This window comes from Ilyomonas limi (assembly GCF_005233845.1).
Taxonomy (GTDB): domain Bacteria; phylum Bacteroidota; class Bacteroidia; order Chitinophagales; family Chitinophagaceae; genus Ilyomonas; species Ilyomonas limi.
In genome coordinates, this window is sequence record NZ_SZQL01000001.1 from 122,521 (window position 1) to 137,787 (window position 15,267).

General features: G+C 42.3%; 12 protein-coding genes. 9 read left to right on the forward strand and 3 right to left on the reverse strand.

What is annotated here, in order from left to right:
* Positions 1 to 90: 90 nt before the first annotated feature.
* Both FC093_RS00530 and FC093_RS00535 read left to right on the forward strand, forming a co-directional pair.
* Positions 91 to 1,077 carry an NAD-dependent epimerase/dehydratase family protein gene (locus tag FC093_RS00530; RefSeq protein ID WP_137259786.1) on the forward strand — a complete coding sequence of 329 codons (987 nt, stop codon included), beginning with the start codon at positions 91 to 93 and terminating at the stop codon, positions 1,075 to 1,077.
* Positions 1,077 to 1,862: an SDR family NAD(P)-dependent oxidoreductase gene (locus FC093_RS00535; protein WP_137259787.1), complete on the forward strand. Its 786-nt coding sequence runs from the start codon at positions 1,077 to 1,079 to the stop codon at positions 1,860 to 1,862. The genes FC093_RS00530 and FC093_RS00535 overlap by 1 nt, the downstream gene beginning before the upstream one ends.
* A gap of 445 nt (positions 1,863 to 2,307) precedes the next feature.
* Here the strand turns inward: FC093_RS00535 and FC093_RS00540 are convergent, their stop codons facing one another.
* Both FC093_RS00540 and FC093_RS00545 read right to left on the reverse strand, forming a co-directional pair.
* Positions 2,308 to 4,503, reverse strand: coding sequence for an outer membrane protein assembly factor BamB family protein (locus tag FC093_RS00540; RefSeq protein WP_137259788.1), 2,196 nt, complete (start codon positions 4,501 to 4,503; stop codon positions 2,308 to 2,310).
* Positions 4,504 to 4,696: 193 nt separating this feature from the next.
* Entirely contained in the window at positions 4,697 to 5,890 is a 1,194-nt protein-coding gene (locus tag FC093_RS00545) for a carbamoyl phosphate synthase preATP-grasp domain-containing protein (RefSeq protein ID WP_137259789.1), read from the reverse strand.
* A gap of 157 nt (positions 5,891 to 6,047) precedes the next feature.
* On the opposite strand from FC093_RS00545, the gene FC093_RS00550 reads away from it, so the two are divergent.
* Genes FC093_RS00550 through FC093_RS00560 form a run of 3 tightly spaced genes read left to right on the forward strand, consistent with a single transcriptional unit; the run spans position 6,048 to position 9,448 of the window.
* Positions 6,048 to 7,058, forward strand: a complete 1,011-nt coding sequence (locus FC093_RS00550) for an FAD:protein FMN transferase (protein ID WP_137259790.1) — start codon at positions 6,048 to 6,050, stop codon at positions 7,056 to 7,058.
* Positions 7,059 to 8,072 (forward strand): formylglycine-generating enzyme family protein, encoded by a 1,014-nt coding sequence (locus FC093_RS00555; protein ID WP_137259791.1) that lies wholly within the window; start codon positions 7,059 to 7,061, stop codon positions 8,070 to 8,072. It begins immediately after the preceding gene.
* Positions 8,073 to 8,098: 26 nt separating this feature from the next.
* Positions 8,099 to 9,448 carry a Gfo/Idh/MocA family protein gene (locus FC093_RS00560; protein ID WP_137259792.1) on the forward strand — a complete coding sequence of 450 codons (1,350 nt, stop codon included), beginning with the start codon at positions 8,099 to 8,101 and terminating at the stop codon, positions 9,446 to 9,448.
* Between the two features lie 115 nt (positions 9,449 to 9,563).
* Here FC093_RS00560 and FC093_RS00565 read toward each other — a convergent pair whose 3' ends face one another.
* Positions 9,564 to 10,028: a hypothetical protein gene (locus FC093_RS00565; protein WP_137259793.1), complete on the reverse strand. Its 465-nt coding sequence runs from the start codon at positions 10,026 to 10,028 to the stop codon at positions 9,564 to 9,566.
* Between the two features lie 335 nt (positions 10,029 to 10,363).
* Between FC093_RS00565 and FC093_RS00570 the strand changes: the two genes are divergently transcribed.
* From FC093_RS00570 to FC093_RS00580, 4 genes are all read left to right on the forward strand, one after another.
* Entirely contained in the window at positions 10,364 to 11,455 is a 1,092-nt protein-coding gene (locus FC093_RS00570; protein WP_137259794.1) for a DNA topoisomerase IB, read from the forward strand.
* 403 nt (positions 11,456 to 11,858) lie between these two features.
* Positions 11,859 to 13,361, forward strand: a complete 1,503-nt coding sequence (locus FC093_RS00575) for an alpha-amylase (protein ID WP_137259795.1) — start codon at positions 11,859 to 11,861, stop codon at positions 13,359 to 13,361.
* Between the two features lie 11 nt (positions 13,362 to 13,372).
* The gene (locus FC093_RS23630; RefSeq protein WP_170970944.1) at positions 13,373 to 13,540 is read left to right on the forward strand and encodes a hypothetical protein; all 168 of its coding nucleotides are present in this window, start codon (positions 13,373 to 13,375) and stop codon (positions 13,538 to 13,540) included.
* A 303-nt stretch (positions 13,541 to 13,843) separates the two neighbouring features.
* Positions 13,844 to 15,262: an ATP-binding protein gene (locus tag FC093_RS00580; protein ID WP_137259796.1), complete on the forward strand. Its 1,419-nt coding sequence runs from the start codon at positions 13,844 to 13,846 to the stop codon at positions 15,260 to 15,262.
* The last annotated feature ends 5 nt before the right edge of the window (positions 15,263 to 15,267 follow it).

Genomic DNA, 15,267 nt, shown 5'->3' on the forward strand with positions numbered 1-15,267 from the left:
CATGCAGTTAGGCAGCACGGCAGTAACTATTTGCATACAAAAACCGTCTAACAGTTTTTATTACTTATTTTTAAGCCTTTTCAACACCCTATGAATATATTCATATCCGGCGCTACTGGTTTTATTGGCAGAGCATTGAGTCTTACACTGGCGGAGCAAGGTCACACCATTCATGCACTCAGCCGCCGCAACAATCATCCCTTACTGCCCGTGCACCCAAACATCCGTGTATTTCTGGGCGATATATCCAGCAAGAACAGTCTTGTTGCAGCTATGCAAGGCTGTGAGCAGGCATACCATACTGCGGCGCTTGCCAAAATGTGGACAAAAAATAAAAATGAATTTCACGAGGTAAATGTCGCCGGCACCCGCAATATCCTGGAAGCCGCTAATGAAGCAGGTGTTGGTAAAATAGTACATACTTCCTCATGCGGCGTAATTGGACCCACGCTTAAATACCCCATGACCGAAGAGGACCCGCGCATTACCGGCTTCCCCATCCACTACGAACGCACCAAATACCTGGCAGAGCTGGAAGTGCGGGAGTTTGTAAAGAAGGGAATGAATGTGGTAATTGCGAGTCCATCGAGGGTGTATGGCAAAGGTCCTATTACCGATAGCAACACAGTTGGTAAAATTGTAACAGCATATTTAAGAGGCAAGTGGCGCGTGAATCCTGCCAATGGCAGACAAGTATCTAACTATGCTTATTTAGATGATGTGGTGCAGGGACATATTGCTGCTATGCAGCATGGTATAGCAGGACATCGTTATATCCTGGGTGGCGAAGATGTTAGTTTCAATGCGTTTTTCGATACCGTGAGACAACTTTCCGGCGTGCACCACCGGTTGATCAATGTGCCGCAGCCGGCTATTAAATGGTATAGCTGGATAGAATGGTTAAAGACCAGCATTACCGGGCAACCGCCTTTCTTTTTACCCGAATTTGCCGACCGGCTGAAGTACGATCAAAAGTATAGCAGTCAAAAAGCTATTGACCAGTTGGGTTATCGCATTACACCTTTTCCGGAAGGCATGCAACAAATGATACAATACTATTTACAACAAAAAAATTGATGCATACATCCGCCGCAATTATTACCGGCGCCAGCGAAGGGCTTGGCAAATTTATGGCTATTGAAATGGCGAGCCGCGGCTACCATCTTGTATTAGTAGCTTTGCCTGGTACCGGCCTGCCGCAACTGGCGCAGTTTCTCATAAAGAACTTCAGCATTTGTGCTCATTATTTTGAAATGGATCTTACCGAGGTAGATAACTGCGTTGCTTTGTTTCAATCATTAAGAACACAACATATACAGGCAGATATTTTGATTAATAATGCGGGCATTGGCAACAACGATTGGTTTGATGATAAGTGCATTTGTTTTTATGCTAAACAAATAACATTAAATGTAATGGCACCTGTGGTACTTACACGGTTGTTTATAGATCATCCCTGCCATGCAAAGCAACGCTATATACTGAATGTAGGAAGCCTTGGCGGTATATTTGTAGTACCCAAAAAAGGCGTATATGGCGCTACTAAATCGTTCATCCGGCATTTTACTAAAAGCCTGCAAATAGAGCTGCGTAACACCAATATTTCTATCAGCCTGCTCAGTCCCGGTGGTATTAATACCAAGCCAGAACTGCTGGTGCTGCACGATTCTTTGAAAGGCATTTCCCGGGTAACGGTATTGGAGCCGGAAGTGGTAGCTAAGAAAGCAATTGATGGCATGTTTAAAGGTAAAAAGGAAATTATTCCAGGCATATTTAACCGGATATTCGTTTGGCTGAAAGGACTACTTCCCAACATCATTCAGGAAATGATTATTCATAGAAATATGAAAAATGTACTTTAAACGCATCGGACTTTTTCGCCGATTACCAATAAGATTGAAAGTTGAAGAAATGAATCAGGAAGGCCTTTGATGTTTTTCTTTATTTGAATTAAGAATGAAATGCGGGAGCTGGTTTCTGTGGCGTTTGCCTGCCTACAGACTGGTGCATCACTTCGCCTCTGCGCAGTAAAAGATGAACCATCACATTATTAGAAACACACCAAAAACGGCTAACAATATAACATACCTATAAAACAAGAAAGCCTGTAATTGCTTACAGGCTTAATTTTTTCACAGGATAATGGCCCAAAATTTTTGGAACACAAAGGTAACAGATTATTTTCCTGAACCGCAAAACAATTTGTCAGATTTTAAATGTAATGCCATTTTCAATTAAATAGCATGATATATGCTTCCTTCGAAGTCACCGGCTTTTTGCTTGTGGCTTGTAGCTTTCCCAATTCACTTATTTAGCATCAGGCAATGCAAATGCTACATACGAATCGCCGGAAGTAGTACCTAATTTTCCGCCACCGCAGGCGAGCACTATATATTGCTTGCCATTCAGTTCGTATGTAGCGGGCGTTGCAAAATTGGCGTTAGGCAATTTTATTTCCCACAGCAATTGTCCGGTGCGTTTGTTATACGCACGGAACATCCCATCGCGCGATGCACCAATAAATAATACGCCGCCTTTAGTTACTACTGCGCCGCCATAGTTTTCGGTACCGGTAGGCTGTGTAGTTTTGCCTGCAAAACGTTCATCATTGCCAAATGGAATACTCCATACATGCTCGCCGGTATTCATATTAATAGCGGTAAGTGTGCCCCACGGTGGCGCAATACCAGGCAAACCACTTTTGCTCAAGAACTTGTTATAGCCCGAGATATTATAAGGCAATGCGCGAAATTCATCTTCCGGTGAAGTTTTTTGTACATACGGTTTTTGTTGGTCGGGTTTATAATCCAGCACAAAAGAACGGATGGCTTCTTTATCTGCCTCGCCTAAGTGCTGAAATGAAGGCATCATGCGCCTGCCGGCATTGATAAAATCAATAAACTGTTCCGGATTGTATTTTGCCTTTACATTAATCAGAGATGGATTATTGCCGCTGCCTTTCCGGTCGGCACCGTGGCAGGCCATACAGTTGAGCTTAAAAAGACGCTGTCCTGCCTGCAGGTAGTTTTCTTTAGCTACCACTTTTTGCGGCACATCCCACATCTGCAGTATCCACGCCATTTCATTGGCATTTACATATAGTATATTGGTTTCGGGATCAACTGCCGGACCACCCCACTCTGCACCACCATCAAAACCCGGAAAAATAATCGTTCCTTCTTTGGACTGCGGCGTAAACATTTTACCTGTATGATAGGTAGCCAGCCGCTTTTTTACCTCTTCATATTCTTCTTTGGATAAATAAGGGTTGAGGTCTTTTTCGGTAAGGGATTGGCGCACAAAAGGTGCTGGTTTCTGCGGAATAGGCTGCGTGGGCGACAGCTTCTCGCCCACCAATTCTGTTGCAGTATCTACCGGCGTTTCCACTACCGGGAAGAGGGGCTGTCCTGTAGCACGATTGAAAAGGAATACAAAGCCGGTTTTAGTAGTTTGCGCCACGGCATCTATGTCTTTGCCATCGTGTTTTACCGTAAGCAATACCGGTGCAGAAGAAGGGTCCCAATCCCATGTATCGTGGTGGATATATTGAAAATGCCATTTGTATGCACCGGTGGCTGCATCGAGCGCGAGCATACAATCGCTAAACAAATCATTACCAGGGCGCTTGCCGCCATAAAAATCCATAGCTATCGAGCCAAGTGGTATATATGCAATACCGGTATTCTGGTCTATGGTCATGCCCATCCAGTTGTTGGCGCCGCCGCTTAGCTTCCACGCATCTTTGTTTTCCCAGGTTTCGTAGCCCCGTTCGCCCGGGTGTGGTATCGTACGAAACATCCACCTCAGCCTGCCGGTCCGCACATCATACGCACGAATGTGCCCGGGAGCTGCATCCATTGCTTCAGATACACGCGTGCCGGTAATAAGCAGGTCTTTGTAAATAGCAGGTGGCGATGTAGCTGTAATAAATAAATCCTTGAAAGCTTCGCCCAAGCTATCGTGCAGGTCTATTTTGCCGCCGGTTCCAAAAGAATCAATCAGCTTGCCGGTTTTCGCATTAACGGCGTGCATATAAGGGCCAGCGGCATAAAAAATGCGTTCATCGCCATTACCATCTGTCCAGTAGGCAACACCACGATTGTTGTTGAGGTTAAAATGCCCTGCTTTTGCAGCAGCACCGCCTTCTACTTGTTCAAAAGGTTTGAATGCCCAGATTTCTTTGCCGGAAGCAGCATCTACCGCACACAGCTTTAAAGATGGCGAAGTGCAATACATGACCCCATTTACAATAATAGGATTGCATTGTATCTGCGAATGTGCTGCCGTATCCGCATCGCCGGTGTGACACGTCCAGGCAATTTGCAGTTGCTGCACGTTGTTGGTATCAATTTGTGCAAGTGTAGAATACTTGTTAGCAGTAAAGTTTCCATTGAACATTTCCCAGCCTTTATATTCAGGCTCAACATGTTGATTGTTTTTACAAGAAAAGAAAACAGCAAATAAAATAATAAAAGCAGTGGCGCGAAGCAATACGTTTGTCATGGCTTGATACTTAGAAAAAAGAAGGCTGAAAATAGCTATTTTATTGTAAAAAAATAATGTTTTCAGTTTATTTACTTAAGTCAATAAAACAGAAGTAGACCTTTATCTCTCCCAGAAAGTGCTCTAAAATAACAAAAGGCTGCTGCCCCCGGTTAACCGGGGGCAGCAGCCTTTTGTTATAAAAAATGAAGGTCTATTTACTCAGGTGCATACTACGCTCCTTATACAGCGTACGGAAATAAGGATCGCGCAAGTCTTTAATAAAACGAATCGCTTCGCCGGTACTTTTCATTTCAGGCCCTAATTCTTTATTCACATTCGGGAATTTATTAAAGCTGAAAACAGGTTCTTTTATTGCAAAGCCGTTCAGCTTTTTCTCTATTGTAAAATCCTTCAGTTTGGCAGCGCCGAGCATTACCTTGGTAGCAATGTTCAAATAAGGAATCTGGTATGCTTTAGCAATAAACGGCGTAGTACGACTGGCACGCGGATTGGCCTCTATCACATACACTTTACCATCTTTTATAGCAAACTGAATGTTGATTAACCCACAGATATTCAACGCGCGGGCAATCTTTTCGGCGTAATACTCCATAGTAGTAATAACCAGTGGCGTAAGGTTGAATGCCGGTAGTACTGCATTGCTATCGCCACTGTGAATACCTGCCGGCTCTATGTGTTCCATTACGCCCATCACATGAAAATCTTCACCATCAAAAATAGCGTCTATTTCTGCTTCCTGGCAGCGGTCGAGGAAATGGTCAATGAGAATTTTATTGTTGGGAATGTGCTTCAATAAACTCACCACTGCTTTTTCAAGCTCATCATCATTAATCACAATGCGCATGCGCTGACCGCCCAATACGTAGCTGGGGCGCACCAATACCGGATAACCCACCTGGTTAGCCACTTCAATTGCTTCATCAGCAGTAAAGGCAGTTCCATATTCCGGATAAGGAATATTCAATTCCTTCAGCAAATCGCTAAAGCGGCCGCGGTCTTCGGCGATGTCCATACTGTCGAACGACGTACCGATAATTTTGATGCCGCGCTCGTGCAGGCGCTTTGCAAGCTTCAGTGCGGTTTGCCCGCCAAGCTGTACAATTACGCCTTCAGGCTTTTCCAGCTCAATAATTTCCCAAAGGTGTTCCCAATATACCGGCTCGAAATACAGCTTGTCTGCCATATCAAAGTCGGTAGAAACCGTTTCGGGATTGCAGTTGATCATAATGGCTTCGTAGCCACATTCTTTAATTGCCAGCAGGCCGTGCACGCAGCAATAATCAAACTCAATACCCTGGCCAATGCGGTTGGGACCGCTACCCAATACAATAATTTTTTTCTTTTGCGATGGAATAGATTCGTTGGAAGAAAGTGTGTTGCTCATTTAATGCGCAAAAATAATGTTTGAAGCAACATGCACCATTAAAACGATTGTTATAGCTTGTGGAGCCGGAAATTTTTAGGAGGCTGTTATCAATGTGTTTCAGAAATTAAACGCTTTATATATTAAAACATTTTATAACTAAAAAAATATTACCTGATTGCCTTATCATCATTTTACTTCTTTTTTATTACTATTATTGTCAAACTGCTGTTTTGCACAGTTACAGCGTTTCCATTTTTCGCAGCCTAAAATGGGCTCACCGTTCAATATTATTTTTTATGCAAATGACTCTGCACACGCCAATACACTTGCTGAACAATGCTTTCAATTAGTGGATTCATGCAATGCTATTTTTAGTGATTATTTACCCAGCAGCGAGTTAAATCAACTTTCTGCAACTGCCGGCAATTCAACACCTGTAGCCGTCTCGCCGGCTATGCTGGATATTTTATTGCGCAGCAAAGAAGCCTATCAAAAAAGCGGTGGTACTTTTGATATTACCATTGGACCATTAGTTAAACTTTGGCGGCAGGCAAGAAAGAACAACACTTTTCCGGAAGATTCAGCCATACAAAAAACATTGCTGCTGACCGGCTTCAACAAGGTTCGTATTGATACAACTATTAAAGCTGTGCTGCTTGCCCAGCGAGGAATGCAGTTGGATTTGGGTGGCATTGCCAAAGGCTATACCGCGCAGCAGGTGATTGATCTTCTTAAAGAAAATGGCATTACACAAGCACTCGTAGATGCCGGTGGAGACATTGCCACCAGCGGCGCACCGCCGTTTGCCAGAGGCTGGACGATTGGCATCAATGTGCCCGAAACAAAGGAGGATTTATTATCCAGGAATATCATACTGCACAATATGGCAGTTGTTACGTCCGGCGATGTGTACCAATATATGGAACACAATGGCAAAAAATACTCACACATTACCGATCCGCGTACCGGCTATGGTGTTATCTCGCAGCGCAATGTAACCGTAATTGCACCGGATGGCGCAACCGCCGACTGGCTAGCAACGGCGTGCAGCATTTTGCCGGTTAGCGAAGCAAAAAAATTAGCTACTACCATGCACGCCCAACTTCTGATTGCTACAATAGAAAAAGGCAAAATCTTATTGTATTTTACCAAAGGTTTCCTGAATTATCTCCATACCGCAAACTAAATGGCAGCATACCTATATTTAGTACGTTTGTTTTATAAAAAAGATCCGTTGGTGAGAAATTGTTTATTGATTGTTTTTGCAAGCCTGTGTTTTTGGAAGGTATCGGCACAAGCCACTTCCGATACTTTTAAAGTGTATAATCAAAGCATACCAGGGAGTACGCTGGAATGCAAGATGGTTCCAATACAAGGCGGTACCTTTGAGATGGGCAGCAGTGAAAAAGATAAAAGCAAAAAGCCTGATGAAACACCGCAGCGTACAATAACCATCTCGCCTTTTTGGATGAGCGCTTACGAAACTACCCGCGATGCATTTGATGTATTTTTCAAGGATGAAACCACCAGTCAAAATTCAACCGTAGATGCAGTTACGCGTCCCAGCCCGCAATACATTGATTTCAGTTTGGGTATGGGCAAGGAAGGTGGATTTCCGGTAAACAGTTTATCGCAATATGCAGCGTTGATGTACTGCCGCTGGCTATATGATAAAACCGGCATTTTCTATCGCCTGCCCACCGAAGCCGAGTGGGAATATGCCTGCCGCGCGGGCAGCACTTCCACTTATTTTTTTGGAAATGATTCTGCCGCTTTAGATAAGTACGCGTGGTACAGTAAGAACAGCGGTAATAAATATCAAAAAGTAGGGCAAAAAGAGCCAAATGCCTGGGGTTTATACGATATGTTGGGTAATGTAAGCGAATGGACACTGGACCATTACGATGAAAACTATCTGAAAAATATAGCGGATAATTCCACCAATCCGATGGCTCCTGCCAATAAGGCAAAATACCCAAAAACATTGCGAGGTGGCAGCTACAGCGATAATGCTACAGCTTTGCGCGTGGCAGCACGCCTGCCGTCGGACCCGATGTGGAACCGGCGCGACCCACAAATACCACGCAGCAGATGGTGGATTACCGATGCACCGTTTACCGGCTTCCGTATTATCCGCCCACTGCAGCAGCCAACAGCAGAAGAGGCAAATGACTTTTATAAACAGTATCTTGGCAAATAAAATTCTCCACTTATAAAATCTATATTATGAACAACGATGCTTTCCACAAAACAGGCCCCTCTCGCAGGGAGTTTGTAAAACAAGCAGGGCTGGTAGCCGGTGGGTTGATGGCTGCTCCGCTCCTTTCAAAAGCCAATTATTTTTCCGGCAGTGATGATGTTATTAAAATAGTGCTTATTGGTTGCGGCGGGCGCGGCACCGGCGCTGCTACGCAGGCTTTGCTTACCAAACAAAATATAAAACTGGTAGCCCTGGCAGATGCCTTTAGAGATAACCTTGATAAATGCCTTGATAATCTTACATCTGATGAGATTACCGATCCTTCGGGCAAGCCGGTTAGCCTCAAAAGCAAGATAGACGTACCTGAGGACAGAAAATTTGTAGGCTTTGATGCATATAAAAAAGCCATCGCACTGGCCGATGTGGTATTGCTCGCAACGCCGCCGGGCTTCCGTCCTATCCATTTTGAAGAAGCCATTAACCAAAATAAGCATGTGTTTATGGAAAAGCCGGTGGCTACCGATCCGGCAGGCATTCAAAAAGTACTGGCAACAGCCGCCATTGCTAAGCAAAAGAAACTAAATGTTGTTGTGGGTTTGCAACGCCGTTATCAAAACTCATATAAAGAGTTATACAAGCGCAAGGATATGATTGGCGATATTACTTCGATGCAGGCGTGGTGGAACAATGATGGCGTGTGGGTGCGCCCGCGCAAACCAGGCCAAACTGAAATGGAATACCAGATGCGCAACTGGTACTACTTTGTATGGCTGTGCGGCGACCACATTACCGAGCAGCATGTACACAATTTAGATGCAGTATGCTGGTTTAAAGATGCATATCCTGTACGTGCACAAGGTATGGGCGGCAGGCAGGTGCGCAAAGGCAAAGACAATGGTGAAATTTTTGACCATCACTTTGTTGAATTTGAATTTTCAGATGGCTCAAAACTGAATAGCCAGTGCCGCCATATTCCGGGCACCATGAGCAAAGTAGATGAACTGATTGTGGGCACCAAAGGAAGAATACAATGCGATGCGGCTACTATTGTAGATGGTAAAGGCAAAGTAATATATCAGTTTGATAAAAAAGGTGAAAATAATCCCTATCAGACAGAGCATGATGAGCTGTTTGAAGCAATAGCTAAGGGCGAATACAAATTTGCCAATGCCGAGTATGGTGCAAGAAGTACCATGACTTCTATCTTAGGCAGGCTGGCTACTTACAGCGGTCAGTTGATTGAATGGGATAAAGCTATTAATTCTGGTCTCGACCTGCATCCAAAAGTATATGCGTGGGATGCAACACCGCCGGTAGTGCCGGATGCGAATGGTTATTATGCAGTAGCAATTCCAGGTGTTTCAAAATACGTGTAGCTTTTTCTCAGCGATGAGAGAAATAAAAAACAAACCCCGCAATTGTATAACTGCGGGGTTTGTTTTTATGTATGCAAAAACAACAATTTTTATGTACAACAACGATCCTGCACTGTTAAGAAAATAAATACTTTTTTACAGGCGAAGAACCAGCCAGCAGCTCTGTAAAGGTGGTCTTAATTTTATCAACCCATGTTTGTTGCTTTTCTACATCATTTCCCGAATATTCTGCCTGCATAATTTTCATCTTCAGTAATATGAGGTTGGCGCTTTCTGTCTTGTCTGCATCCGAACCACAGCCCTCAATAATGCATGCTCTTCCACTAACCCGTAAACGCGAATCTCTTCCTTTCTGATAATAGTCGAGGTATGCAAAAAACTCCTTGTCAACCTGTGTTGCATAGTTGCCATTGCACGATGTATAAAACCAGATAAAACCATCAGCATCTACTTTTAAAGTGCTTATGATATTATTAGGCAGTTGCAATACCGAATTGATTTCTGCTTTAAATAATGCTACCCTGATGTCTTCAATTTTCTCCTTTAAAAAAGCAAGTGTAGTATCGTTGTTGTTATGCATAAAAAATGTTTTATATTATATAAAATCCAAATGGTGTACCACTTTTTCAGAACGCTCTAATCACATTTTTCTAAAAGCCCTTGTTTTGCTGAGTTTTGTGGAACTTTTTCCTCAAGAAAAAGAGACTATTATATTGAAATACGCTGCTTACAATGATAAATTTTAATAATAAGATAGTATTAGAATGAACTTCATGAGACTAATACTGTTTTATTTTTACCAAAATGGTACATTTTGTTCCCATTCATATACTATTAAATATAAATAATATGTGTTTTTGCCTGCCGGTCTTTATGGGATAAACAGATGGAATAAAAAGTGCATTACAACCGTATATGGAAGTAACTACAGAGGAAATTATCCGGTTGCCAGAGCGAAAAATAAAAACGATATTACACGATGCGGAGAAGGCAGCACAAGCTGTAAACCTGATATATGTAAGCGACACTGCTCCCGGTATTACCCGCATCAAAAAAGGCAAATCTTTCTCTTACTTATTAAATGGCCAGCCTGTAAAAGACAAAGAAGAATTACAGCGGATTAAAAGTCTGGTTATTCCGCCGGCATGGGAAAATGTATGGATATGCCCTTTGCCCAATGGGCATTTGCAGGCAACCGGACTGGACAAACTAAAACGCAAGCAATACCGTTATCATCCGCTTTGGAATGCGTTGCGCAACCATACTAAATTTTACCGGCTGCACGAGTTTGGAAAAGTGTTGCCAACCATCAGGCTGCAACTGGAAAAAGATGTAGCCTTGCCCGGCTTGCCCGTAGAAAAAGTACTTGCAACTGTAGTGAGCCTTATGGAGCGCACGCATATACGCATCGGCAATAATCTGTACGAAAAACTGTATGGCTCTTTTGGATTAACTACCCTTAAAGATAAGCATGTACATGTGGATGGAGCCCATCTGCGATTTACTTTTAAAGGTAAAAAGGGGGTAGAGCATAATATTGATTTAAAAAGTAAAAAACTGGCGTATATTGTAAAGCAATGCCGCGATATTCCGGGCAAAGAACTGTTTCAGTATTATGATGAAGAAGGGAATAGAAAAAGCATCGATTCGGGCATGGTAAACAACTATATCAAACAGATTAGCGGCGGCGATTTTACGGCAAAAGATTTTCGCACCTGGGCAGGCACCGTACAGGCGCTCCTTACTTTTAAAGAGCTTGGCTTTTTTGATACAGAAACGGAAACAAAGAAGAAAATAGTAGAAGCCTTGGATATTGTATCCAGGCACTTAGGCAATACCAGAACCGTTTGCAAAAAGTATTATGTGCATCCGTTAATCATTACTTTATACGAAAGCAAAGAATTGAAAAAATACATAGACAGTCTCGACAGCATTGAACAAAATGATAATAAAACCGACCTTACACCAGAAGAAAAATTGCTGATGAAAATATTGGAAGCTGCTTAATGTTTTTTAGAACCACGAAGACACAAAGTAACACAGAAATGCACACACCTTGCCTGCTGGTAGGGAAGAATATAAAATATACTTTGTGTATCCTGTTTTTATTGAGCTTTTATATGGCTTTATTTTAAACCCTGATCTTATACAACAACATTCTTACAAACTGTAATGCTTCTGATTTCAATAGCTTGTGTAAGTTATTCCTCATTGCTCATACAAAACCTGTTTGCTATTTACAATATATCATAGCTACAATGCAGCAGCAACAGGCATTTGCGCGCAGTACATAATGATGGCACACCTTTTACAAGTATGCTATATGTTTAATGGTATGTCTATGTATGTAAACAAATGTTCACGGCTTTATTTACCCTCAACACTTAATAAATAATAATAAAAACAATCCATGGTAAACGGAACTTTACTACAATTTTTTCACTGGTATATACCTGCCGACGGCAGCTTATGGAACAAACTAAAAGAGCAGGCAGACTATTTAACTTCCTTAGGCATTACTGCCGTATGGCTGCCGCCTGCACACAAAGGTGTTGACGGAGCTAATGCAAGTGGCTACGATTCGTATGATATATATGATCTTGGCGAGTTTATGCAGCAAGGCTCGATCCGAACTAAATATGGAACAAGAGCAGAGTTGGTAAATGCCGTAAAAGTAGCAAAAGAAAAAGGCTTACAGATATATGTAGATATTGTAGTAAACCACATGGGCGGTGCTACAAAAAAAGAAAGAATAAAAGTAAGAAGGGTGAATCCTGAAAACAGAAATGAATTTATAAGCGATGTATTTGAAATAGATGCTTATACCAAATTTGTTTTTCCGGGGCGTAAAGGAAAATACTCCCGGTTTATATGGGATCACCGTTGTTTTACCGGCGTTGACTATGCTGCCGACCTCGACGAGACTGGCATCTTCAGCATACAAAACGAATATGGCTCAGGCTGGGAACAGGTGATAGATGACGAAAAAGGCAACTTCGATTATCTGATGTTTTGCGACATAGAATTTCGCAATCCTGCTGTGCGCGAAGAACTGAAGCGGTGGATAAAATGGTTTCATGATGTTGTACCCTTTGATGGGATGCGCCTCGATGCAGTGAAGCATGTAGCGCCACAGTTTTACAACGAATGGCTCGATTTTGTGCGGGCAGAGATAGACCCCAACATGTTTGTCGTAGGCGAATACTGGGCACCCGGCAACCTGCCGCTGCTCGAAAAATACCTGGATGCAGTAAACAACAGAATGAGCTTGTTTGATGCCTCGCTGCACCACAATTTATACGAGGCTTCAAGAGCTGGCAATACTTACGATCTCACTACAATTTTTGATAATACCCTTGTACAGGTACGGCCACTGCAAACCGTTACGGTAGTGGATAACCATGATACACAACCATTACAGGCACTCGAAGCGCCGGTAAAGGCCTGGTTTAAAGGCATTGCGTATGCTTTGATATTATTGCGCGAAAACGGTTATCCCTGCGTGTTTTATCCCGATTTGTATGGCGCGCATTACAAAGACATAGGGGGCGATGGCAATGAGCATGAAGTATGGCTGGAGAAATGTGCCGAACTGGAAGGTTTGCTGCTTGCCCGCAAATTATTTGCCTATGGCAAGCAACGCGATTATTTTGATTTTCCCAACTGCATTGGATGGACGAGAGAAGGAGCAAAAGAACATAAAAATTCGGGTTGTGCGGTGCTCATCACCAACAGCAAAGAGGGATTTAAAAAGATGGAGATGGGGCAACAATTTGCCGGGAAAGTGTTTGTTGACTGGCTTAAAAAATATGATACAGAAGTAGTGATTGATGAAAATGGCTGGGGCGAATTTATGGTAAAGCCAGGTTCGGTATGCGTTTGGGTATTAAAAGAAAATATTACTAACCAATAAAAATACATCGTATGAAAAAGCATGCTTTATTATCCCTGTTTGTACTTATTGCTGTAGTGTTCAGCAGTTGCGAAGCTATTGGCGGCATTTTTAAAGCCGGCATGTGGTCGGGTATTATCATCGTAGTTATTATTATTGCATTAATTCTCTGGCTATTCAGTAGGGGGCGCAAATCGTAAATGACGAATAGGGTAAGGGCTATTTGCTTTTAGCATTAAATTATAGCAACAGCAGGTGTTTTGTAAGTTATAAAAACAATCTTCGTTTGTAAATGTATGATAACAACAGCAATATTGCAGGCCTGGAGTGAGCAGGCCTTGTAACGGATATATCATTAAGATGAGCCAGTAAAGGTTTGTATTGCACTTGCCCTGCCTGTAAAGGTTTAATGTTTAAATTGTAAAAGTTGCAAGGCAAGGAGCAGTGGGCAATCTCAAATCATCATTCATTTAATAACAAGAAAAACAACAAGCAGATAGCCCATGAAAGCCAATTCAGATAAAAGAATACTCAACGGTTATATGACCGCTTTTCTTCTCTTATTCTTTTCTTATATTCTCACTTTTTATACCGCCGAAAAGCTGCGCGAACAGTCACTGCTGGTTAGTTACACCAATAGTCTCATCAACAACTTTGATTATTTGCTGTCGGGCATAAAAGATGCACAGCGTGGCTCAAGGGGATACTTTATTGTGGGTGATAGTATTTTTCTTAGTCCGCACCGCAATAGCTATAAAACAGTTGATTCGGCTTATGACAACTTAAAAATTTTATTGAATGATGAGCAATATGCTACCGCCATCAACCAGCAGCAATACAAAAGATTGATACGGTTGCAGAATGAAATAAAAAATGAATACGCAATAATAGAAGGCGCCCTTAACAGCTTCAGGCAAAACAATTTTAAAGTATCCGATAGTATTGTTCAGTTTGAATATCGAAACAAAAGCCTGATGGATCATATTGATAACGAAATACGCGATATTCAAAGGATTGAAAATAATACCATGCGCGCCCGCATTGAGCAGTTGGAACATTACATCACTACTTTACAAATCATCAATATCACCTCGCTTATTATTGCAGTATTGCTTTCGGGATATTCTATTTTTGTTTTTAATAAAGAAAGTACAGCTAAGCATCAGGCCGATGAGCAAGCTGCTGCATACCGCAACGAGTTGGAAGACCGTGTAAAAGAGCTGCACTATAAGAATGAAGAAATAAACCGCCTGCGCAGTATAGAAAAGTTTGCAGCTACCGGCCGCATTGCCCGCACCATTGCACACGAAGTGCGCAACCCGCTTACCAACATCAATCTTGCTACCGAGCAGTTGCAGGAAGAAGTGCCACGCAACGATGAAACCGAGTTACTTATGCGTATGATCGACCGCAATACCGCACGCATCAACCAGTTAATAACCGATTTATTAAATTCTACCAAGTTCGCCCAGCTTATTTTTACTAAAGCTTCTTTACACTATGTTTTGGATGAGGCGCTTAATATGGCTAAAGATCGCATTGAACTCAAAAACGTCAATGTAAATAAGCAGTATGGAGATAGCCTGCCGGATGTAAATGTAGATGTGGAGAAAATGAAAATTGCTTTTCTTAACTTAATTATGAATGCAATAGAAGCTATGGAAGAAGGCAAAGGCATACTGACCATTGCTACCGAAAAAAATAAAGATAAATGTATTATCCGTATTCAGGACAATGGTGCGGGTATCGACGAAGAGCACATGTTGCGCATTTTTGAACCTTATTTCACTAGTAAGGCAAAAGGCTCGGGTTTAGGACTTACTAATACACAAAACATTATCCTTAATCACAAAGGAATTATTTATGCTAAAAGTGAGCCGGGCGAAGGCAGCACTTTTATTGTAGAGTTGGATTGTGCATAGTGTAT

What these genes read in the sequence shown, in the direction of transcription:
- FC093_RS00560 (WP_137259792.1), top strand. Translation starts at nt 8,099, where the DNA reads ATGAACAACGATGCTTTCCACAAAACAGGCCCCTCTCGCAGGGAGTTT.
- FC093_RS00570 (WP_137259794.1), top strand. Translation starts at nt 10,364, where the DNA reads ATGGAAGTAACTACAGAGGAAATTATCCGGTTGCCAGAGCGAAAAATA.
- FC093_RS00565 (WP_137259793.1), bottom strand. Translation starts at nt 10,028, where the DNA reads ATGCATAACAACAACGATACTACACTTGCTTTTTTAAAGGAGAAAATT.
- FC093_RS23630 (WP_170970944.1), top strand. Translation starts at nt 13,373, where the DNA reads ATGAAAAAGCATGCTTTATTATCCCTGTTTGTACTTATTGCTGTAGTG.
- FC093_RS00540 (WP_137259788.1), bottom strand. Translation starts at nt 4,503, where the DNA reads ATGACAAACGTATTGCTTCGCGCCACTGCTTTTATTATTTTATTTGCT.
- FC093_RS00545 (WP_137259789.1), bottom strand. Translation starts at nt 5,890, where the DNA reads ATGAGCAACACACTTTCTTCCAACGAATCTATTCCATCGCAAAAGAAA.
- FC093_RS00530 (WP_137259786.1), top strand. Translation starts at nt 91, where the DNA reads ATGAATATATTCATATCCGGCGCTACTGGTTTTATTGGCAGAGCATTG.
- FC093_RS00580 (WP_137259796.1), top strand. Translation starts at nt 13,844, where the DNA reads ATGAAAGCCAATTCAGATAAAAGAATACTCAACGGTTATATGACCGCT.
- FC093_RS00575 (WP_137259795.1), top strand. Translation starts at nt 11,859, where the DNA reads ATGGTAAACGGAACTTTACTACAATTTTTTCACTGGTATATACCTGCC.
- FC093_RS00555 (WP_137259791.1), top strand. Translation starts at nt 7,059, where the DNA reads ATGGCAGCATACCTATATTTAGTACGTTTGTTTTATAAAAAAGATCCG.
- FC093_RS00535 (WP_137259787.1), top strand. Translation starts at nt 1,077, where the DNA reads ATGCATACATCCGCCGCAATTATTACCGGCGCCAGCGAAGGGCTTGGC.